Source organism: Variimorphobacter saccharofermentans (assembly GCF_014174405.1).
Lineage (GTDB): Bacteria > Bacillota > Clostridia > Lachnospirales > Lachnospiraceae > Mobilitalea > Mobilitalea saccharofermentans.
In genome coordinates, this window is the sequence record NZ_JACEGA010000001.1 from 453347 (window position 1) to 475721 (window position 22375).

The following is a 22375-nucleotide window of genomic DNA, read 5'->3' on the forward strand; positions in this document are numbered from 1 at the left end:
GGCGAGAACGTGGAGAGTATGACAAAAACCAGAAAAATAAAAAGAGGAATCGATGCCAAGCTGTTATCGTTGTTATCCTACTTTGTTAACGGCAGTGTAGCTCTGTTCTGTGTAATACCATTTATTATGGTAGTTTCGGCTTCCTTTTCTTCAGAAGAAGCAATCAGAATGAATGGATTTCATGTTGTTCCTCAGGATTTTACGATGGCAGCGTATGAGACGATATTCAAAGAACCCATGGTAGTTATTAGAGCCTATGGTGTAACCATAGTGCTTACAATCGTCGGAACCATACTGGGCTTATTCATACAGACAATGACAGCCTATGTATTGTCCAGAAAAGAATTTGAATGGCGTAATAAGTTTTCCTTCTTCTTCTATTTTACAACACTCTTTAATGGAGGATTAGTTCCGTATTATATCCTGATGACCAGAATACTTCATCTTAAGAATAACTATCTGGCTTTATTGCTTCCTTTATTATTCAGTGTCTATAATCTTTTAATTATGAAAAGTTACATAATGAGTGTTCCGGATTCCTTAATTGATGCTGCTAAGATTGACGGTTGCGGGGAATTCAAAACTATGTACCGTGTAGTGGTACCAATGATTAAGCCGGCCATGGCAACAGTAGGATTATTTATCGCTTTGGCTTACTGGAATGACTGGTATAGCGCAATGCTTTATATATCTAATGAGACAATGCATCCTCTACAGTACTTCTTATACAAACAGGTAAATAACATTGAGGCATATAAACGAATTATTGAGTCACTTGGAGGCGGGAGCAGCGGAGCGTTAACGGCGATGTCCATGCCTACACAGTCCTTGAAAATGGCTTTGACGGTTGTTGTTACAGGTCCGATTGTTCTTTTATATCCCATTGTACAGAGATATTTTGTACAGGGAATTACCATTGGAGCTGTGAAGGGTTAGAAATAAATCCATCCGGATTTATATAGGAAAATATTAACAGCAGAGGAGGAAGGTGGGAAGAAATAATATCTTCACACATGAATTTGTGCCTGTGGCAGAAGGAAAGAGAAAGGAAGGGTATTTTATGAAAAAGAAGATTTTATCAATCGTCATAGTGCTTGCCATGGTTGTAACCATGTTTGCAGGGTGTGGCGGTAAGAAAACGGAGGATCAGGAAACCAGTAATTCTTCCAATGCAACAGAATCAGGAGCTAAGGAAGAATCGGACACAAAGGATTCTGCGAAGGATGAGAGCGAGAAGACCTTTAACGGAATAGATATTTCCGTACCGGTAACATTAAAAATGTACCTATTGGGTGACAGAACTGCAGATTTTGATAAGGTTTATGCGGAAATCAATAAGATTTTACAAGAAAAGCTGAATGCAACACTGGAAGTAGAATTCCTCTCATGGAGTGAACATGATACAAAATATTCTTTGCTTTTTGCGGGTGGAGAAGATTTTGATCTGATTTTTACCGCTTCATCATGGGGCCACTATGAAGCAACGGTAGCAATGGGCGGTTTCTATGAGCTGACAGAGGATTTCATCAAAACCTATGCTCCTGATATCTGGAACGTGGTTCCTGAATTAGCATGGAGTCAGGCTAAGATTAAGGACAAAATCTATATGGTACCGAATTACCAGAATGAATTTGGTGCCAACGTTGTTGCTGTTCGTGGTGATTTGATGACGAAATACGGTTATAGCGATATTACCAGCTTTGATCAGTTATTAGAGTTCTATGGCAAGGTAGCAGAGGGTGAATCCGGTTTGACTCCGTTGGGTACTCAGGCTGGTGGATTACTGTATTCCTATTTACTGGATCAGAAGGTGGATACAGTTGCCGGAACACCTAGTGAGCTTTTTGTTTATAATACATTAGATCCTAATGATCTTACGATTTCCTACGCACTTGATTGGGAAGGTTTTACGAATTATTGCAAATTAGCAAAGGAATGCTATGACAAGGGATACTGGTCACAGGACTCTCTAGCAACTACAGAAGAGAGACAGGATGGTTTATTAAATGGAACAGCTGCATCTATGATCTGGAATAAAGGTAGCTGTAAATATTATGGTACAGAAGCAAATAACGCTCATCCGGAATGGAATGTAACGATAATAGATACTTCACCAAATGTACCTAAGGCGGTTAACCCTTATATCAACAATGGTATAGCAATTAACGCTAACAGCAAGAATAAAGAACGTGCCATGATTCCGGGGGCAGTTCTATGAATTTTTTATCTTTTATGTAACGGTTAGCGCCTAATAATGCGGTGACAACCAACAAAAAGAGGAAGGGAATCAGCTTAAGATAAGCAGTAGTTTTCCCTGTCAGTTTTTTTAGTGTTATTGAATAACTATTTTCCATAAATATCAACCTCTCGATTTTCATAATATGACCTAGTATAATAAAAATGTAATAATATGTCAATTACAAGAGGAAATAATTACTATTAAGAAAATCAGATAAACTATTAAGAAAATCAGATAAATCTTTTGACTTCCTTAAGTCATGGGTTATAATGGTAGATAAAGATGCACTGAAACCAGAACAGAAGGGGTAGACAACATGAAGAGAATTTATATATTTTTGTTATGTATTGTAGCACTCTTGATTTTTACATCATGCGATAAAAGGATTATCACACCAGATGAAAATGCAGATCCAACCCAGGTGGTAACTCTCGCTTCCACAATGGTGCCAAAGCCAACAATAACTCCGTTGCCGACACCTACTGTAAAACCAACACCTACTGTAAAGCCTACACCAACCAAAAAGCCGAAACCGACTAAAAAACCCACTCCTACTGTGGATCCGAAGGAGAAGGAGCGGATTGAGAATTCAAAGTTTACCATAGTCATTGATCCGGGACATCAGGCTAAGCAGAATTCTGCCAAAGAACCAATCGGACCAGGAGCGAAGGAGAAGAAGCCGAAGGTATCTTCCGGTACCCAGGGGAAATATTCGAAAAAGCCGGAATATGAAGTGAATTTAGAGGTATCCCTTAAGCTTAAAGACATTTTGGTTGAGAAGGGTTATAATGTAATTATGACACGGGAAACCCATGATGTGAATATATCCAACGCGGAACGTGCAGCTATCGCGAATGAGAATAAAGCAGACGTATTTGTGCGTATTCATTGTAATGGCTCTGATAATACTAAGGTGAATGGTATTCTTACGATGTGTCCGACAAAGAAAAATCCGTATTGTAGTGAGATATATAAAGACAGTAGAAGGCTCTCTGACTGTGTACTTGAGACAGTATGCAAACGTACAGGAGCGAAAAACGCCGGTGTGATTGAGACGGACACAATGAGTGGTATCAACTGGTGCGAGGTACCGGTTACCATTGTTGAAATGGGGTATATGACCAATAAAAAAGAAGATTATAACTTAGGAAATGATAAATACCAGGATAAATTAGCGAAAGGAATTTACGAAGGCATTGTCGCTTATCTTAAGCCTTAACCCAGAATCTTATCAGATTGCCATATATGATTGATTAATGAACCAAAATGAAGAAGGGGCCTTGTATAGCTTATCAACTACCCCTTCTTTTTTGCGATTTGTCATATTCTTGATATTTTCCAGACCACACCGGTATTAGGATAATAATAGCTGTAGTTCGATATAGAGTTGATTCCCATATCAACTACATACATATCGCCTTCCGGTGAAAAGGCTATGTCCACAGGCCTGCTTAGTCCGCCTCCGCGGGTAATGGAGGAGGAAAAACCCGCTTTGTTCATGGCAAAGGTGGTTATTCCGCGTGTATCCATATCAATTTTAGATACTTTATGTCCCCTTCCGGAATAAGGAGATACATCCTGGTTCGGCAGGCGTCCTCCCATGCCAAACTCTGCAATATATACATCACCGATGGGACCAAAATCTTCATTATAGTTAAAGTCAAACCCCGTAATATATGAATGGGGAGGGAAGATGGCATAGGGATGAGGTGGTGTGTTTGGATGGTTGACCAGTAAGAATTGTGGTTGATGCTTGCCATCCGGTCGAAAGCGATCCAACGTAACTGGTTCACCACCAGCGTAGTCAGGAAAACCATACCATACTCCTTGCTTAATAAGCTGGAACTCATCCGGAGCGTTAGCTATGGGACGACTGCCTCTCACCTCATATCCTTGATTGGCAGCATATAAATTATTGGAATGATCAAATTTTACATAAGTGGGGAAACGTAATCCCCAGGCAACAAGTTCTAACCCGGAGCCATCAAGATTTGCTCTGAGTATACTTCCACTGGCTTTTAGTATTCCCTTTCTGGTCTCGTAAGGTATATTCGGAATACCATAGGGAGAGAAAGCTCCAGTCTCCACATATTCATGAACTTGAGAAAATATGTTTTCTGTTTTATAATTCTGACCATTTAGCATGACATAGGAACCGGGGAAATCACATAGGTAGGGACAATCAGAAACCCAGTGATTGTCGTTGCCTACAACACCGGAATTCGTAGCTGTTCCCTGACCAAAGTATAGCTTGTTATCCATTCCTATGGTTACATTACTATTCCAATGATCTCCCTGACTAGGTAACCCTGATATAATATTCTTCCTTGTACCATCCTTTTTAATTACAGTAACAGTACAATGATGTGATACAAAAATATCCTCGTTGTGAATACAGATTCCGGTTAAGGGAGGGTAAAAACCATCGGTGATACGCGAAAACTGACCATTATACTTTAATATGGATGGTTCTTTCGTGATATACCCGGATTCTCCGATATACAGATTCCCGGATTGGTCGAATGCTATGCAGCTGGGAGCATCTAATCCCTGAATAAATACTTCGATTTTATACCCTGGAGGCAGACTGATATCATTGGGGTTCAGATAACGATCCGTCGTCATTTCTGTTATTTCACAATTATGAGATGATGAGTTTTTTAATGTATTATGATACACATGTAGCACTCCCGCATGATGTTGTTATACTATAGTTTATTATTTCATTTGTAAATTGATATATTGTTACATAGATTTCAACACGGAATAATTTACAATTTATTTAAAATAGTTCCATTATACTCAGGATATCTGTTATAATAGGTAATAGGCTGAATTAATAAATAGGAAGCAAGGAGGTGTTACCAGTGTACGAAATACCGCCTACAATTGAGCAGATTCGGGAGTGGAAAGAGATTTATAAGAAATATCGACCGGAGCTGATACCAAATAAAAAGACAGCAAAGGATTTGATCTTTTACCTAAATATGAAGTATCCTATAGAAGAAGTCGAATCCGAAGAAATGAAACAGGCTATCGTTGATACAATTAAAGCAAACAGGATATATGCTAAAAAATGCCCCATGGGGAGAAAGCTGAATGTTATTGTATACCGGATTCCCAATCAAGGAGAGGCTGCCTATCTGTATGAACATCAGAAGAGGGAATGGAAGGATATGCCAATCATGGTGGGAATTGAGTTGGAAACGGCTTATATGACGGTGAAAGGCAGTACCGAATTATGGGAAGAGCTGGTAGCATTTCAAGGCTTGGACCAGGAGGATATGAAAAGCTACAATTTGGTAGCTAACTACATAAAATGCTTAAAGAAATATAACGCGGATGGCGATATTTTATTATGACAAATACATATGGAAGGAGAAGCTATGATTAAAAAATCCATTCAACTATTAAAAAATAACCCGGTTCTGATTTTACTTTATGCAGGTTATACACTATTTACACTATTCATTGTATTGTTTCTGTATCCCACGAACATCAATCAGTTTTCGAATCCCTATTCCTTTGATTTTCGGGAATACATTATGGCAATGACCAGAATGATGCTGGCTATATTGCTTATGGGAGCCGGAGGTTTGGTTTTTATGACCGGATACGTTGGCATGCTGGTTGAGGCAATGTTTACAGGCAAGACCTCTTTCGTTTCTTTTTTCCCCAGTATTAAGAAGTATTTCGTAAGAATATTACTAGCAGCATTATTGCTTGTAGCCATGGCTATTGGATTCTCCATAGTCGTAGCTTTGATAACCATTCCATTTACCATGATGGCAATAATGAACGGTAATCTGGGAGCCAGCCTCATCACGTTAGGAATCATGGCGGTCATAGTGATTGCTGCGGTGCCTTTTATTATCATGTGGTATCCGGCTATCATTATTGACAATGCAGGAGTAACACAGGGATTAAAGCTGGGATTGAAGTCAGGAGTTAAGAATTATGGAAAGCTCTTATTGGGATTATTCGTAATCTATATTCCAATATTTGCTTATACAGTACTTAATTTTAGACATATGCAGAGCGGGCAGATGTATAATATCTGGTATTTCATAGTATGTATTGTAGTGTCTGCAATAACTATGATATTATTACCTGCCATGTATTTTCTTTATCACGAGAATCGGCCGAACAGGATCCGGTCATAAGAAATACGACTGGGAAGTGACAGAGAGAAGATGGATATATTAATTGATATCTGTAGTAAAGCTTAGGAGTAGCGCATGAGAAAAAAATATATTTTGTGGATATTGATTATTGTTTGCTTGTCCTGGCCGGTAGAAGCAGTAGCGAAGACCTATACCAGTAAGGAAGCAGTATACAAGATTATAAGAAAGAATTTATTATCCCATAAAAAAGAGTTTACGATTGAAATGAATCACTCAGTTATGGAGGAAATCGGAGTAAATACGAATCTGTTTGAAACGGTAGTAGCAATTGATGATAAGACAACCTCCAAGGATTTTGATTATCTTAAATTATCCTTGTATAGCTGGAGTGGTCGTTGGAAATGGACCAGTCAGAAAAAGAAAGCGACTCTGATCTTTTCTGCTGATTATCGAACAACCCTAAAGCAGGAGGAGAAGCTGGATGCAGCGATTGCAAGTGCATTGGAGGAGCTTGATTTGGCGGACGCCACTGATTATGAAAAGGTTAAGGCGATTCACGACTATATCATAAACCGCGTTAGCTATGATCAGAGCTATCAGAAGCACACGGCCTATCATGCGCTGGTGAATAAGTCTTCCGTATGTGAAGGTTATGCCCTGGCGGCATATAGAATGTTTTTAGATACTGGAATCGACTGCCGAATAATCGTTGGTACGGCAGACGGTGGGCCCCATGCCTGGAATATCGTTAAGGTGGACGGTAAGTGGTACAATATTGATCTGACCTGGGATGATCCCATCACCAGTAATGGGACACAAGTGCTTCGGTATGATTATTTCTTGAAAAATGAAGAAGACTTTATCAATCACACTCGAAATAAGGAATATAACACAAAGGAATTCAAGAAAGCCTATCCCATTGCAGAAGAAAGCTATGAGATGGAATAATTGTATATAAATGATAAAAAACTGATTTTGACAGATAGAAATCAGAAAAAAATTGGATAAATAGATACAGAATAAAATAAAAAAGAGGATATATAGAGAAAGGGCTGCTTCAGGCTGATGTTACGCCAGTACTTCTGAAACAGTCCTTTTTCTATTCTTCGTGATACTATAATTTATTGTAGAAGTTCTTTGATATCAATGTCTTGATATCTCTTCTATAATGTACTCAGATTGCCTTTATTTCTTCAGCATATACCGAATACCCTTAAAGAATTTTCGATTCGCCATTGCCACGACACCTTCCACCTTATTATTGTTAAAGGCACCTTGGGAAAACATCTTGAGAGAACGGATGGGAGCTTCCATGAGCATTGCCTGCATCATTCGAAGCATGCTTGGATCGAAGCCATCCTGACCGGCTAAATCCTGCATACCTTTTTGCAGCTGTTTAACCATTATCTTACCGATAAAGGTATCCTTGATATCCTCCATTGGTGAACTGGCGGTATATGGTCTTCCATTAGGATAGGTCGGTATATTATGTCCTAATAACTTCTCGAATTGAGAGGTATCCACCCTGAAAGGTTTTGACAGAGTCCGATATTGGGGTAGTTCCTTATAATCCTCTACCAGTAACTGCTCCTTACCGTCACCTTCAATCATAAGTTCCTGTGACAAACGGATATCCGCGCTGGAGGCAGCAGCCATGATCTCATATTTACCACCTTCCACGCACCAATCGGAAGCTTTTGGGTTATAATATGCAAAGCTTCTATGTTCCAGTATAAACTCAGCTGTCTTTTGCTCACCCGGCTCCAGGAAAAGCTTCTGGAAGCCCTTGAGCTCTTTTTCTGCTCGAAGGATGGCAGATTTCTTACAATGTATGTATAGCTGGACAATTTCTGCACCTGCCATGCTGCCGGTATTCTTAACATCTATGGATACCTTCCAGCTCATGGGGCCTAATTCCTCAAGCTTCATATTACTGTATTCAAATGTGGTATAGGATAAACCATATCCAAAGGGATAGACTACCTCTTTTTTCGCAGTGTCATAGTAACGGTATCCTACAAAGATGCTTTCCCTGTATTGAACGGATTTTGGATTACCGGGGAAATACATAGCACTAGGATTATCCTCCAGAGTATACGGGTAGGATTCAGGAAGCTTACCAGAGGGATTAACTTCTCCCAGTAATAAATTTGCGGTAGCACGTCCGCCAGCCTGACCAGCTAAATACATAAGAAGGATACCCTTCACCTCATCCTTCCAGGGCATATTAATTGGAGAACCGCATTGCAATACTACAATGGTATTTTTATTTGCTTTTACTACAGCATGAATTAATTGATTATGGCTGTCGGGAATGTCAAGAGAGGTACGATCAAAGCCCTCGCTTTCATACTCATCCGGAAGACCTGAAAAAATAACAGCAACATCACTGGAAGCGGCCAGACGACAGGCCTCATCAATAAGTCCTTGGTCAACCTGTCTGCTATCCGAAGGATATCCAGGAGCATATTGAATATCAGCACCTGCTGCCTTCAAAGCTTCAAAGGCATTATCCAAAGAAGTCGGATGGATCTTACTACTGCCGGAACCCTGGTATCTAGGATCTTTTGCCATGGTCCCAATAACTGCAATCTTCTGTTTCTTGGTTAACGGAAGAATATCATTCTCATTTTTCAATAATACAGCCGAGTTTTCAGCAACCTTGCGCGCCAGCTCGTCATGATCCTCGGGACGGTAAGGTACCGGCTTGTTATCCTGAGTACGAAGAATAAGTTCGGTTACTCTAATGGCATTTTGATCCAAGAGCTCTTCCTTGAGAAGCCCGTTTTTAACGGCAGCTACAACGGCCTCATCATTATCCGTGCCGGTAGCAGGCATTTCCAGATCCATTCCTGCCTTAACACCCTCTACTCTGTCATTAACAGCACCCCAATCGCTTACCACCAGCCCGTCAAAGCCCCATTCCTTTCGTAATATATCCGTGAGCAGGTAGGAGTTGTCGCTGGCATAGGTGCCATTAATCTTATTATAACTACACATTACAGTCCAAGGCTTCGCCTTTTTAACAGCTATCTCAAAGCCTGTTAGGTAGATTTCACGAAAAGCTCGCTCGTCAACGACGGAGTCAACCGTCATGCGGGAGGCCTCCTGGTTATTAACAGCAAAATGCTTTAGCGAGGTACCCACATTCTTACTCTGTATACCCTCAATCAGTGCAGCCGCCATTTCTCCAGTAAGATAAGGATCTTCACTGAAGTACTCGAAATTACGACCGCAAAGAGGACTACGCTTAATATTGGCACCCGGACCAAGAATCGTAGCTACCTCCTCGGCAATACATTCTTCGCCCATTGCTTTACCCATTTCCTTTAATAAATCGCGGTCAAAACTACAGGCCGTTGCTGAGGCAGCGGGGAAACAGGTTGCTGGTACACTATCGTTTAGACCGAGATGGTCCGAAGAGGCAGCTTGCTTACGTAAACCATGAGGTCCATCTGTAACCATTACAGGTTTTAACCCAAGACGTTCAATGCCTTTTAAATTCCAGAAATCCTTACCACTGCATAGGCTGGCCTTTTCCTCCAGAGTCATTTGACTCACTAATTCCTTTGCTTTGCTTTTATAATTCATATTACCCCTCCTTTTCATTGACAATAAGTTAATACTATCATAGCAAAATACAATGTAATGGCTATCATATTTTTAATATTTATGTTCCAATATTAATATTGTTTGTATAATTTGTATGGTATAATGATTATATTGCTATAAAATATAGAAAATTTGCCATATGCAAGGGAGGATCAGATGAAGGTTCAGTTATATACAAATCCGATTGATTTAAGTAAAGCTGGAGATATACCAAAGGATATTGTTATGGCATTTCGAAAGGCAATGTTCGATCAGAGAGAAATGCCTGACACTACCATAATGTATCAGATGGAAGCTGCTTTCTATGATTGCATCAGGAACGGTAATCCGGATGAACTGACAGGATTCTTTGAGACGATTTCGACGAAGAAGCTTCATATGGGATGCATGTCAAAGGATCCGCTACGTCAATCCCAATATGCATTTGTTGCTGGCATTACATTAGCGACCCGAAGTGCAATCCAAGGAGGAATGCCTGAGATGGAAGCGTATAATTTAAGTGATGTCTACACACAAAAGGCTGATCTATGCAAGAAAATCAATGAAGTGAAAGAACTATTTATTGTTGCAATATATGATTTTGCAAAGCGTGTTCAACAGGCTAAGATGCAGAGAGTGTATTCCTATCCTGTTCTACGTTGTATGAAATACATATCCAACCATCTACATTACCGGATTACGCTAACTGAGCTGGCCGAACGTTGTAATTTGACACCCCAGTATTTATCAGCATTGTTTCGTAAGGAAACCGGAACTACGCTATCTCAGTATATACTTCATGAAAAGCTGGAAACGGCGAAACAGATGTTGGCTTATTCTGACCTTTCCCTACAGGATATCGCTGCAAATCTGGCTTTTAATTCCCATTCCAACTTTACGGCACATTTTCGCCAGCAGTACCATATTACACCTAAGCAGTATAGGGAGAATACACGAAATATTTATTAAGAAGGATTACGGTGCCAAAAGTCTGATATAAACAGTGCTAATGAATATTAGTACATGTATATTCAAAGATAATTAAAGAGAGAGGGGCTGTTGCATCTATCTGCAGGGATTATAATTTACTATAATGCACTTTCAGAAGAACAATGTTGTTGAATTCTGTATGGATAGGACGAACTTTTATGTTCGTCCTATCCATACAGAAGTTATAACTTGTACTTCTGCCTGTGTGTGAGGTAAGTTATAATTCCAGCAGATGTATTATGCAACAACCACTCTCTGCAGTTACTACTTATTTAGGAATAGATTTATGGTTGTTGGTGATTGTATTATTCAATCTCAATATATTTTTTTTGTTCGATTTTTGCTGGACTGTCTTCCTTCGGGAAGGTTAGCTTTAAGATTCCGTTTTCAAAGGATGCGTGGAAGTCTTCTTCTTTCAGATTATTGCCTACATAGAAGCTTCGCTTGCAGCTTCCGAAGTATCGTTCTCTGCGGATGTATTTACCTTTTTCCTTGTCTTCTTTTACATCCTGCTTTTCAGCACTGATGGTTAAATAGCCATTTTCCAGATGTGCATGGATGTCTTTCTTATCATAGCCCGGAAGTCCAATCTCCAGCTCATATTCATTTCCCATATCCTTGATGTTGGTTTCCATCCAGCTGGAAGCGGGCATGCGGAACATTGCAGGGAAGGAGAACATATCATCAAAGAAACGGTCAACAAATTTGTCATCAAAAATACTTGGTAATAACATATTCATTCCTCCTTAAACTAATATACAATTGGTTCCAATAGTATAACAAACATATATAGAAGAGGGATTAGTCGTCATATTTGATATGCTTGTTATCTATGTTCTATATGTAATATAACACGCAATATTTACTCTGTCAAGTATCATATTATAATTTATTTTTATTTTATAATTATGCTTTTCCTTTTCTGTTTTATACCTGTTGCAACTTTTGCTTCTCAATGATTTTACAATAATAGCCATTAAATTATAAAATTACATAAAATTCTATTTATTTGTAGCCGTGGCTACAATATTATTTAAAATATTTGGTATACTATAAGCAGGACATTAAATATCTTTCTCTTTTTATATTACAGAAATTACGAATAATAATTTCCTGGACTTGAAGTATTTGACATAATTTTTGTAAAAAATAAATTATAAAATTGCAGAAACTTGATAAAACAGTATGTATTTTTACTGATTTTTAATATCGAGTTTTCAAATAGGGATACTCGTGCTATAATTATTATAAGGGCTTAATTATAACATAAGCAACACTAATAACTTGCGTTATACATTGTTATAAACTTAACGAAAAAGATCAGGTTTTGTAAAAGTACAGAATAAATTAGTACTAAATTAGTGAGGAGCAGATATGGAGAAGAGAGTTGTTATCGTCGGTGCCGGCTATTCCGGTATTCTGACAGCCAAAAAGTTAGCAAAAAAATTCAAAAAACTAAAGCAGGATGTCAATGTTACGATTATTGATAAGAATCCATTTCATACTATGCTTACTGAGCTTCATGAAGTGGCTGCAAATCGTGTTGATGAGGATAGTATTAAGATCAGCTTAAAAAAGGTATTTGCCGGACGTAAGGTGGATGTTAAGCTGGATACGGTTACCTCTATTGATTTTAGCAGTAAGAAGGTAATCGGAGAAAACGAGACCTATCCATATGATTATTTAGTATTATCTGCGGGTTCCAAGCCAACATTTTATGGCGTTCCTGGAGCGGAAGAATATACCTTCAAGCTTTGGTCCTATGAGGATGCCGTAATTCTAAAGGATCACATTCATAACAGCTTTAGAAAAGCAGCAGTTGAGACCAGGGAAGAGGAGAGAAAAAGACTGCTTACCTTCTTCGTAGTAGGTGCTGGATTTACCGGTGTGGAGATGATTGGTGAGTTGGCCGAATACGTTCCTATTCTGTGTGACAAGTTTGAGATTAAGCGTAGTGACGTTACTTTGTATAATATAGACGGATTAAGCAGGCCGATTCCGAATTTAACAGAGAAGCTGTCTAATAAGGTTACCAAGCGCCTTGAGAAAATGGGCGTACAGCTCATATTGAATGCAATGGTTTCAGCTGTTGGCGAAGATTTCATTGAATTCAAACAGGGCGAAAAGGTTACACACACTAGTTGTGGAACCGTTATCTGGGCAGCCGGAATTCAGAGTGCAGATGTAACTCAGGAAGCTGGTAAAACTCTGGATACAACCCGTGGTCGTATTCAGGTGGATTCCTATTTACGTTCAACGAGTAATGATAACGTATATGTAACCGGAGATAATATGTACTTTATAGCGGAGGGTGAAGAACGCCCCGTTCCGCAGATGGTAGAAAACTGTGAGCAAAGTGCAGATACAGCCGCACATAATATCGTAGTAGATGTTACCGGAAAAGGAAAGCTGGAAGAGTATAAGCCTAAATTCCATGGTGTTATGGTTAGTATTGGTGGACGTTATGCGGTATGTCATGTTGGCTTACCCGGCCGTTTCTTCAGTATGCCATCCTTCCTTGCTATGTTTGCAAAGCATTTTATTAATATTATATATTTTATTCAGGTACTGGGTTGGAATAAGGTATTTAGCTATGCGAAGCATGAGTTCTTCACTATTAGAAATTGCAGAAGCTTTGTAGGCGGTCATTTTTCTAACAGAACACCTAGCTTTTTACTAGTTCCTCTTAGAGTCTGGCTCGGAGCAGTCTGGGTATTTGAAGGTGTGAAAAAGGTTGTAGAGGGCTGGTTAAGTGATCCGAAGCTGGAAGGCTTCTTTGGTGGAGCAAATGCCTGGTATGAAAGCATCTTAAACCCGAGCGCAGGTGGTGCAGCCCCTGACGCGACTTCCTCAGCAACAACAGCTGCAGTAGATACAATAGTTAGAACGGTTAACATGGTATCCACAAAAGCGTCCAATCTTATTGTGTTAACTGCAGATGCAGCATCCTCAGCGACTCCGGCAGCAGATGCGGCCGGCTCAGCAGCTGGTTCTGTAGCGGAAGCAGCGGGTACAGTATTATTGAACTTTAACATCTTTGGTTTATTAAAAGTGATATTTGTAAGCGGTAAGAGTCTTGAGGCTTCCAGCTTAGCTGATTTTGCATTTAAGCTTGATGTCCCGCTTATGAACTGGTTTGTTGAGAATGTTATCTTACCTTATGATTGGGTACAGATGGCGATGCAGATTTTCATCGTTATTGCGGAAATCCTTATCGGTCTGGCACTTATGGGAGGTTTATTTACAACACCCGCAGCTGCATTTTCACTGGTGTTACAATTCATGTTTGTATGCACAACTGGTTTGTATCTTGGAACCTTCTGGATGGTATTTGCGGGTATCGCAGTATTAATCGGTGCAGGTAGAACCTTAGGATTGGATTATTATGCTATGCCTGGCTTGAAGAAACTATGGAGAAAATTACCAATCGTTAGAAAGTTGTATATATACAATGATTAAAGATTATAAGAATGATGTTGAAAATTTCAAATTGATAGAGTATGAAGCCGCGATGAATCAAGTGAATATGGAGTTCGATAAAGCCTTATCGGGCTCCCCACGCATCATCCGTGAGTATACAAAGCATCTATTAAACTCACGAGGAAAGTTTATTCGTGCATTATCCGTATTAATCTGTGCAGAGAATCAGGAGGGACTTGTTCATCCGAATGCTGTTACCGCTGCTGTAGCCATAGAAATTCTACATCTGGCGTCTCTTGTCCATGATGATATTATCGATAACGCTGACTTACGACGCGGTGATGTTACCCTGCAGAAGAAATATGGAAAACGTACAGCTGTAATCTGTGGCGATTACTTACTGAGTATCGCTCTTCGAATGATGGCGAATATACCAAATAAAAAGGACTATTTGGATTTGGAGATGCCGGATTATGTTGGAAGACTTTGCCTTGGTGAATTAGAACAGCACATCAATAACTTCAATATTAATCTGACAATCTATCGTTATTTGAAAATTATTTCAGGAAAGACAGCGGCACTGTTTGAAGCCTCTTTCTATGCAGGAGCAATATTTTCCGGCGCTTCTGAAAAGGAGATAAAACGTTATAAACAGTTAGGCTTTTATATCGGAATGATATTTCAGCTAACCGATGATTGTATGGATTTTGAGAAAACTGTTGAAGTAGCAAATAAACCAGTACAATCCGATTATGAGCAGGGTGTAATTACACTCCCCTTAATTCATGCATTGGCGGAAGAAAAAAGTCTGAAAGAGAAAGCCTCTAATCAAGGTTTGACCAGAGCGGAGATTAATGATGCAGTAAGAAAAACCGAAGGGCTTCAGTTTACCCGAATGGTAGTTAAGAAATACTATAACAAATCACTGAAGATAATCAATGAACTGGATTTGTCAGAAAGCAAGAAGGAAAGACTGACATTGGTTCTGAATAAAGCGACCCGATTATCCTAATGTTCTTACGGTTATACTGGAACGATTAAGTACAATAACAGAAATAGGATGGGAAATGAATGATTTCAAGATTTTTAAGCTATGTAGAGATTAAGACAAAGATAACCAGTACGTTTGCCTTCCTATTGACCATTGCATTGCTGGTCAGTAAAAAGCAGACGATTAACTGGGGACTGACCATGTTATTCTTTGCAGCCATGTTCTTATTTGATTTAACCACAACTGCAATTAATAACTACATTGATACCAAGAACAACCATCAGACTCTTCAGTTTAAAAGGAGCTATGCACTAATCATTATATATATTTTATTTGCAATCAGTGCGGCACTGGGATTATATCTGGCATATCTGACAGACCTTGTTATCCTGCTTGTCGGAGGACTATGCTTTTTGTGTGGTGTGTTCTATACTTATGGACCGGTTCCGATATCAAGAATGCCCTTAGGTGAGGTGTTATCCGGTGCCTTTTATGGATTATTAATACCCTTCATAATATTATATATCAATATGCCGGAGGGGACTTTTTTATCACTGAATGTTAATTTAGAGACAATATCTCTTGAATTACAAATAAGACCGATTTTATCTGTATTCCTATTTGCTATCATTCCTTTTTGTACCACCGCTAACATAATGCTGGCAAATAATACCTGTGACCTTGAAAAGGATATTGCAGTGAGGCGTCATACATTACCCTATTACATAGGAGAAAAGGCATTATATTTGTTTGCCGGGTTGTATTACATGACTTATGTTGCAGATATTGCAATGGTGATTACAGGAATACTGCATCCGATTTGTCTTCTTGCTATTGCATCCATCATACCGGTGCAGAAGAATATCAATAAATTCTTTAAGAAGCAGGAAAAAGAAACTACCTTTATGGTAGCCATTAAGAATTATGTGATTATTATGGGAACCAATGTATTAGTGGTATTTATCAGTGCTCTGATCGCATAACACAATACAATGGAACCGGTTGATTTTTATGAGGATATTCATCCCTACCGATTCTGGCAGGGATTAATATAAATGACACTAACGAAAGTTTATAATGGAGGAAGATTTTTATGAAAAAAGCATTCGCATTATTACTTGCAGCAGGCTTGGTAGTATCCACACTTACCGGTTGCGGCAAGTCAGCAGAACCTGCAAAGACAGGTTTATCAGTAATCACTTCTATAGCAAAATCCAAGGATGCATCTGCTGAAGGAGATGGCTTAGCAGAGGTAGATTCAACAGTAGTAGCCGTATTAGTTGGCAAGGATGGTAAGATTTTAGACTGTAAAATCGATGTTGCACAAACTAAGATGAATTTTTCAACAGAAGGTAAATTAACAACAGACATTGCTACAGTATTCCAGTCAAAACAAGAGCTTGGTGATGCTTATGGCATGAAAAAAGCTTCTGGTATCAGCAAAGAGTGGTTTGAACAAGCCAATGCATTTGCTGATTATGTAGTAGGCAAAACAGTGGATGAAGTAAAAGGCATTGCGGTAAACGAAGATGGAACCGCTAAGGATGCTGATTTAGCCGCATCTGTAACGGTACATATTAATGAATTCGTTGAAGGAGTTGAAAAGGCAGTAGCAGCTTCTCAGGAATTAGGTGCACAAAAAGGAGATAAGCTTGGTCTTGCTATTACAACTGATATGTCCAAATCAACTGATGCAAGCGCAGAAGGTGACGGATTAGCACAGGCTTACTCAAATTATGCAGTAGTTACTGTTGACAAAAACAATAAAATTACAAGCTGTGTGATTGATGCATCTCAGGGAAATGTTAACTTCAATACAGAAGGTGTTATCACTACTGATTTAGCTACAACATATCAGACCAAGCAGGAGCTTAAAGAAGCTTATGGTATGAAGAAGGCTTCCGGTATTGGCAAAGAGTGGTATGAGCAGGCTAATGCATTTGCTGATTATGTAACCGGTAAAAAGCTTGATGAGGTTAAGGGCATTGCAGTAAATGAAGATGGAACAGCTAAGGACGCTGACTTGGCTTCCTCTGTAACCGTACATGTTGCTCCATTTATTGCAAATGTGGATAAAGCTGTTGCAAACGCAGCAAAATAAGCAGTAAAAAGGTAAGAAATATTAGGAGTGTTGTAAGTTGCATAACTTCAACACTCCTGTTTTATTTGATAGTACCTATATTTTTTGTTAGTACTTAATATTAATATATAAATTACGATATGAATGGGGAAGAGATCCTAAACGAGGTATTTGTGCTGGTTTGTATCTGGCTCTGTAATTTAAAGCACGATGTGACATGTACTCGTAGAAAACAGGACCTTGTGAATATAACAGAAAACAGCTATAATCATAGTAATTATTTATGGATGAGGTGCCATGTGAAAAGATATAAAATTTTGATAAAAAGAGTGATAATAATAATTATGGTAATAATTATGATGTTTCCTACTACTGGCTGTAGTCTGAAAAAGAAGACACGCTATCAGGCACAGTTTTTAGAATTGTTCGATACCGTAACCACGATTATAGGATACACGGATACGAAGAAAGAATTTTCTGAATTTGCACAAACGGTTTATGATAATCTAAAAGAGTATCATGAACTTTATGATATATATAATGATTACGAGGGCATCAATAATATCAAGACAATCAATGATAACGCGGGAATTGCACCGGTTAAGGTGGATCAGCGCATTATTGATCTGCTTCTGTTTTCAAAGGAAGCTTATACCTTGACCAGAGGGAGAGTCAATATTGCCTTTGGCGCTGTATTGGAGGTCTGGCACAATTATCGTACCGAAGGAATCGATGATCCGGAGAATGCTAAGCTTCCTCCAATGGAACTATTGGAGGAGAGAGCAAACCATACCGATATAAATAAGGTGATTATTAATGAGACTGATTCCACGGTATATTTGGAAGATCCTGAGATGAGACTTGATGTTGGAGCGATTGCAAAGGGATATGCAACGGAGAGAGTGGTTCAGATACTGATTGAAAAAGGATATCATAATGGTTTGTTAAGTGTCGGAGGTAATGTACGGGCAATCGGAAGCCGTGTAGAAAAGGAGAAAGCCTGGAATGTGGGAATTCAGAACCCGGATACGGACAGTGAAGAACCCTATCTAATGATATTAAGTCTCGAGAATTTATCACTTGTCTCCAGCGGTGATTATGAACGCTATTATATGGTTAAAGGAGAAAGGTACCATCATATCATTGATCCGAAGACCCTAATGCCTGCTCAGTATTTTACTGCGGTATCTGTTGTTACAGAGGATTCTGGATTGGCAGATGCATTATCTACCTGCATCTTTAACATGTCCTATGAGGATGGGTATGCGTTAATTGAAAGCCTTCCTAATACGGAAGCGTTATGGGTAATGAAGGACGGTACCATGAAATTCTCCTCCGAATTTGAGTCTTATATTAACTAGGTTTATGTTCTTGCATAAATGTATATTTATGGTTAAAATGAAAATATATTTCAAAGCAAATAACAATATAACCAATGCTAAAAATTCGTTTTGATTTTATCAGATATTCAATTTGGTAGATACTGTAATATAATTAATTTATTTAGGGACACTTTGACTTAGGAAAACGGGGGATATGGAATGATACAGACTATAAAAATGAATTTGGATGATACGGAGCGCTTAGCGCTGATATCGAAGGCATTATCATCGGAGACAAGAATAGATATACTACGACAGTTGCGGCATAAAGATTTGAATGTTAATGAAATAGCAGAAATTCTATCCATACCTGCCTCCTCCTCAGCGGCTCATGTGAAAGTACTTGAGGAAGCAGGACTGATAAGAACTACTTTACACCCCGGAATTCGTGGTTCTATGAAGCTGTGTCATATTGTTCTGGATCATATCTATGTTGAACTAAATACAACACGTAATCTGGAACAGAAGGTAGAAATCATCAAAATGCCCATCGGTAGTTATGTGGATTATAAAGTACAGCCTACCTGTGGAATTGTCAGCGCAAAGGGACCGATTGGAGCTGAGGATGAACCACGCTGCTTTTATCTGCCGGAGCGAATTGAAGCACAGCTGATTTGGCTGGGGGATGGATATATTGAGTATCGTTTTCCTACCTATACCTTCGCCGATAAAGAGATTATTTCCTTGGAGATATCTATGGAATTATGCTCTGAGGATCATGAATTCAATATGGATTATCCTTCCGATATCACTCTCTGGGTCAATCAGCAAGAAGCCGGAACCTGGACCTGTCAAAGTGATTATGGCGGAAGACGTGGTAAGCTGAATCCGGATTGGTGGCCGGATAAGAATACGCAGTACGGAATATTAAAGACCTGGAAGCTAACGAAGACAGGGACCTTTATTGACGATGAGAAGACCAGCGATGTAGATCTGGAGAGTTTTCATTTATTTGATAAGGAATATATATCTGTCCGAATAGGAATCAAGGAGGATGCATTACATAAGGGCGGATTGAACCTGTTTGGAGAAGGCTTTGGAGATTATGCGCAGAGCATCGTCATGAAAGTATTTTATTAGTCGTTCTTCAGCGTGATTTAATTGAATTAAAGCTTAATTGAACACATTTTCCTCTTTACAGAATCGGTAAAGAGGAGTATTATTAAGAAAAGGAACAAAAAAAATATTATAAAACAAATTTAGTAGAATTAATGTGTGAGTGACAATAAAAGGATGGGTAAAGGAGGCGTGTATTCATGAAGAAGGAGATCGTTGAACAGTTCATTAAGCAATTTGGTGAGGAAGGTACCTTTCAAGTGTACTTTGCACCGGGAAGAGTGAATCTGATCGGAGAGCATACGGATTATAATGGAGGTCATGTGTTTCCTTGTGCATTAACAATTGGAACCTATGCGGTAGCAAGAAGAAGAAATGATCGTAAGCTCCGTTTTTATTCCATGAATTTTGAAGCTTTGGGCATTATCGAATCCTCCATTGATCAATTGGTTTATAAACCGGAGGATGACTGGACTAATTACCCGAAAGGTGTACTATGGGCAATGACCGAGAAGGGATATCGGATTGATTATGGTATGGATGTATTGTATTATGGTACAATTCCCAATGCCTCCGGACTCTCCTCCTCAGCCTCTTTGGAGGTGCTGACAGGATTTATTCTGAAGGACTTATTCCAGCTTGATGTTAGCCTTATTGAACTCGCCTTGATTGGCCAATATGCGGAAAATAAATTTGTTGGTGTGAATTGTGGCATTATGGATCAATTCGCTGTGGCTATGGGTAAGAAAAATCATGCGATCTTTTTAGATACAGCAGATTTATCCTATGAGTATGCTCCTCTTGAACTGGGTGATGCCAAGATTGTAATAATGAATACCAACAAAAAGCGTGGTTTAGGTGATTCCAAGTATAATGAGAGAAGAAGTCAATGTGAAGCTGCTCTAGCGGAGCTTCAGAAGGTACTTCCCATTAAGGCATTGGGTGAATTATCAGAAGAAGATTTCTTGATTTACAAGAGTAAAATCAGTGATCCCATTCATAGGAAACGCGCTAAGCATGCGGTTTTTGAGAATCAAAGAACAATTAAGGCAGTGAAAGCGTTGAAGAATAACGACATAACCCTCTTTGGCCAGTTAATGAATGCTTCCCATGTATCCCTCAAATATGATTACGAGGTCACAGGGATAGAATTGGATACATTAGTAGAAGCAGCCCTACAGCAAGAGGGTGTAATCGGAGCAAGAATGACCGGAGCTGGATTTGGAGGCTGTGCGGTAAGTATTGTAAAGGGAGAGTACGTTGATAGCTTCATCGAAGAAGTAGGGAAAGTGTATAAAGAGATGATTGGATACGAGGCCTCCTTCTATGTGGTTGAAGTAGGGGATGGTCCTTCCATACTATAATATAGGACGTATAAAAGCTGTTATAACAGAAAAGTAAGGAGAATGAATATGACAATATTAATCCTGGGAGGAGCCGGTTATATCGGATCCCATACGGCATATGAGTTGATTGATCGGAATGAGGATGTGGTAATCGTTGATAACCTTGAAACAGGGTATATTCAGGCGGTGCATCCCAAGGCACGCTTTTACCAAGGGGATATTAGGAACAGAGAATTTATCGATAGCGTATTTGATAAGGAGAAGATTGATGCAGTAATCCATTTTGCAGCGAACTCCCTAGTGGGCGAAAGCATGGTTAATCCCTTAAAATATTATGATAATAATCTTTGCGGAACTAAAGTGTTACTAGAATCTATGGTAGCACATAAAATCGATAAAATTGTATTCTCCTCTACAGCAGCAACCTATGGGGAGCCTGAGAGAATACCGATAATGGAGACGGACCGCACCATGCCTACCAATACCTATGGTGAGACAAAGCTGTCCATGGAAAGAATGTTTCATTGGACGGAGAAAGCCCATGGATTAAGGTATGTTTCCTTACGGTATTTCAATGCATGTGGTGCGCATAAGAGTGGTGTGATCGGAGAAGCACACAATCCGGAATCCCATCTTATTCCACTGATTCTTCAGGTTCCAAATAGTCAAAGAGAAGCCATCAGTATATTTGGCGACGATTATGATACAAAGGATGGTACCTGTATCCGAGACTATATCCATGTAACGGATCTGGCTCAGGCTCATATCCTGGCAGTGGAGTATCTGGTAAAGGGAGGAGACAGCAATATCTTCAATCTGGGAAATGGAATCGGGTTCACTGTAAATGAAGTGATAGAAACTGCTAGAAAAGTAACCGGTCATCCGATCCCGGCAGTGATATCTCCTAGACGGGCTGGAGATCCTGCACAATTGATTGCTTCCAGTGATAAGGCAAAGAAGATACTAGGCTGGAAGCCGGAGCATGCAGATCTGGAGGAAATCATTACTTCTGCATGGAATTGGCATAAAAACCATCCGAGAGGCTTTTCTAACTAATGAGTATACTTAACTTTTTCGAAAGGGATGTTTCATAATACATTCGCGGGGATAATGACTTACCTCACACACAGACGAAAGTAAATTTTACTGATTTTAT

18 protein-coding genes are annotated in these 22375 nt (G+C 39.3%); 15 read left to right on the forward strand and 3 right to left on the reverse strand.

The window, feature by feature from the left end:
- Nucleotides 1-18 precede the first annotated feature (18 nt).
- The 3 genes from H0486_RS02070 to H0486_RS02080 all read left to right on the forward strand — a co-directional run bounded on the left by H0486_RS02070 (nt 19) and on the right by H0486_RS02080 (nt 3458).
- Nucleotides 19-936, forward strand: a complete 918-nt coding sequence (locus H0486_RS02070) for a carbohydrate ABC transporter permease (RefSeq protein WP_228354338.1) — start codon at nt 19-21, stop codon at nt 934-936.
- 52 nt (nt 937-988) lie between these two features.
- Nucleotides 989-2218 (forward strand): ABC transporter substrate-binding protein, encoded by a 1230-nt coding sequence (locus H0486_RS02075; RefSeq protein WP_228351429.1) that lies wholly within the window; start codon nt 989-991, stop codon nt 2216-2218.
- Between the two features lie 337 nt (nt 2219-2555).
- Nucleotides 2556-3458, forward strand: a complete 903-nt coding sequence (locus H0486_RS02080) for an N-acetylmuramoyl-L-alanine amidase family protein (RefSeq protein ID WP_228351430.1) — start codon at nt 2556-2558, stop codon at nt 3456-3458.
- A 101-nt stretch (nt 3459-3559) separates the two neighbouring features.
- On the opposite strand, the gene H0486_RS02085 is transcribed toward H0486_RS02080, so the two are convergent.
- A complete protein-coding gene (locus H0486_RS02085) occupies nt 3560-4918 on the reverse strand; it encodes a PQQ-dependent sugar dehydrogenase (protein WP_228351431.1) in 1359 nt (452 codons plus the stop codon).
- A 188-nt stretch (nt 4919-5106) separates the two neighbouring features.
- On the opposite strand from H0486_RS02085, the gene H0486_RS02090 reads away from it, so the two are divergent.
- The 3 genes from H0486_RS02090 (at nt 5107) to H0486_RS02100 (ending at nt 7311) form a co-directional block, all read left to right on the forward strand.
- Complete coding sequence (locus H0486_RS02090; protein WP_228351432.1) at nt 5107-5601, forward strand: hypothetical protein; 495 nt, start codon at nt 5107-5109, stop codon at nt 5599-5601.
- Between the two features lie 24 nt (nt 5602-5625).
- Nucleotides 5626-6402: a hypothetical protein gene (locus H0486_RS02095; RefSeq protein WP_228351433.1), complete on the forward strand. Its 777-nt coding sequence runs from the start codon at nt 5626-5628 to the stop codon at nt 6400-6402.
- 75 nt (nt 6403-6477) lie between these two features.
- Complete coding sequence (locus H0486_RS02100; RefSeq protein ID WP_228351434.1) at nt 6478-7311, forward strand: transglutaminase domain-containing protein; 834 nt, start codon at nt 6478-6480, stop codon at nt 7309-7311.
- Between the two features lie 237 nt (nt 7312-7548).
- Here H0486_RS02100 and H0486_RS02105 read toward each other — a convergent pair whose 3' ends face one another.
- Nucleotides 7549-9954 carry a glycoside hydrolase family 3 C-terminal domain-containing protein gene (locus H0486_RS02105; protein WP_228351435.1) on the reverse strand — a complete coding sequence of 802 codons (2406 nt, stop codon included), beginning with the start codon at nt 9952-9954 and terminating at the stop codon, nt 7549-7551.
- A gap of 177 nt (nt 9955-10131) precedes the next feature.
- Between H0486_RS02105 and H0486_RS02110 the strand changes: the two genes are divergently transcribed.
- Nucleotides 10132-10923, forward strand: a complete 792-nt coding sequence (locus tag H0486_RS02110; RefSeq protein ID WP_228351436.1) for a helix-turn-helix transcriptional regulator — start codon at nt 10132-10134, stop codon at nt 10921-10923.
- 326 nt (nt 10924-11249) lie between these two features.
- Here the strand turns inward: H0486_RS02110 and H0486_RS02115 are convergent, their stop codons facing one another.
- Nucleotides 11250-11678: an Hsp20/alpha crystallin family protein gene (locus H0486_RS02115; protein WP_228351437.1), complete on the reverse strand. Its 429-nt coding sequence runs from the start codon at nt 11676-11678 to the stop codon at nt 11250-11252.
- Nucleotides 11679-12318: 640 nt separating this feature from the next.
- Here H0486_RS02115 and H0486_RS02120 point away from each other — a divergent pair.
- The 8 genes from H0486_RS02120 (at nt 12319) to galE (ending at nt 22275) form a co-directional block, all read left to right on the forward strand.
- On the forward strand, nt 12319-14403 hold the full coding sequence (locus tag H0486_RS02120) for an NAD(P)/FAD-dependent oxidoreductase (protein WP_228351438.1): 2085 nt from the start codon (nt 12319-12321) through the stop codon (nt 14401-14403).
- A 52-nt stretch (nt 14404-14455) separates the two neighbouring features.
- Entirely contained in the window at nt 14456-15376 is a 921-nt protein-coding gene (locus H0486_RS02125; protein ID WP_228351439.1) for a polyprenyl synthetase family protein, read from the forward strand.
- 59 nt (nt 15377-15435) lie between these two features.
- The gene (locus H0486_RS02130; RefSeq protein WP_228351440.1) at nt 15436-16338 is read left to right on the forward strand and encodes a UbiA family prenyltransferase; all 903 of its coding nucleotides are present in this window, start codon (nt 15436-15438) and stop codon (nt 16336-16338) included.
- A gap of 110 nt (nt 16339-16448) precedes the next feature.
- Complete coding sequence (locus H0486_RS02135) at nt 16449-17456, forward strand: hypothetical protein (RefSeq protein WP_228351441.1); 1008 nt, start codon at nt 16449-16451, stop codon at nt 17454-17456.
- Between the two features lie 278 nt (nt 17457-17734).
- Complete coding sequence (locus tag H0486_RS02140; RefSeq protein ID WP_330594414.1) at nt 17735-18796, forward strand: FAD:protein FMN transferase; 1062 nt, start codon at nt 17735-17737, stop codon at nt 18794-18796.
- 180 nt (nt 18797-18976) lie between these two features.
- The gene (locus H0486_RS02145; protein WP_228351442.1) at nt 18977-19897 is read left to right on the forward strand and encodes an ArsR/SmtB family transcription factor; all 921 of its coding nucleotides are present in this window, start codon (nt 18977-18979) and stop codon (nt 19895-19897) included.
- A 176-nt stretch (nt 19898-20073) separates the two neighbouring features.
- On the forward strand, nt 20074-21237 hold the full coding sequence (locus H0486_RS02150; protein WP_228351443.1) for a galactokinase: 1164 nt from the start codon (nt 20074-20076) through the stop codon (nt 21235-21237).
- Nucleotides 21238-21285: 48 nt separating this feature from the next.
- Nucleotides 21286-22275, forward strand: a complete 990-nt coding sequence (galE, locus tag H0486_RS02155) for a UDP-glucose 4-epimerase GalE (protein WP_228351444.1) — start codon at nt 21286-21288, stop codon at nt 22273-22275.
- Nucleotides 22276-22375: the final 100 nt, after the last annotated feature.

Coding starts and splice junctions, on each gene's coding strand:
- galE (WP_228351444.1), top strand. CDS start 21,286: ATGACAATATTAATCCTGGGAGGAGCCGGTTATATCGGATCCCATACG.
- H0486_RS02130 (WP_228351440.1), top strand. CDS start 15,436: ATGATTTCAAGATTTTTAAGCTATGTAGAGATTAAGACAAAGATAACC.
- H0486_RS02115 (WP_228351437.1), bottom strand. CDS start 11,678: ATGTTATTACCAAGTATTTTTGATGACAAATTTGTTGACCGTTTCTTT.
- H0486_RS02145 (WP_228351442.1), top strand. CDS start 18,977: ATGATACAGACTATAAAAATGAATTTGGATGATACGGAGCGCTTAGCG.
- H0486_RS02120 (WP_228351438.1), top strand. CDS start 12,319: ATGGAGAAGAGAGTTGTTATCGTCGGTGCCGGCTATTCCGGTATTCTG.
- H0486_RS02105 (WP_228351435.1), bottom strand. CDS start 9,954: ATGAATTATAAAAGCAAAGCAAAGGAATTAGTGAGTCAAATGACTCTG.
- H0486_RS02080 (WP_228351430.1), top strand. CDS start 2,556: ATGAAGAGAATTTATATATTTTTGTTATGTATTGTAGCACTCTTGATT.
- H0486_RS02095 (WP_228351433.1), top strand. CDS start 5,626: ATGATTAAAAAATCCATTCAACTATTAAAAAATAACCCGGTTCTGATT.
- H0486_RS02110 (WP_228351436.1), top strand. CDS start 10,132: ATGAAGGTTCAGTTATATACAAATCCGATTGATTTAAGTAAAGCTGGA.
- H0486_RS02125 (WP_228351439.1), top strand. CDS start 14,456: ATGAATCAAGTGAATATGGAGTTCGATAAAGCCTTATCGGGCTCCCCA.
- H0486_RS02100 (WP_228351434.1), top strand. CDS start 6,478: ATGAGAAAAAAATATATTTTGTGGATATTGATTATTGTTTGCTTGTCC.
- H0486_RS02070 (WP_228354338.1), top strand. CDS start 19: ATGACAAAAACCAGAAAAATAAAAAGAGGAATCGATGCCAAGCTGTTA.
- H0486_RS02150 (WP_228351443.1), top strand. CDS start 20,074: ATGAAGAAGGAGATCGTTGAACAGTTCATTAAGCAATTTGGTGAGGAA.
- H0486_RS02135 (WP_228351441.1), top strand. CDS start 16,449: ATGAAAAAAGCATTCGCATTATTACTTGCAGCAGGCTTGGTAGTATCC.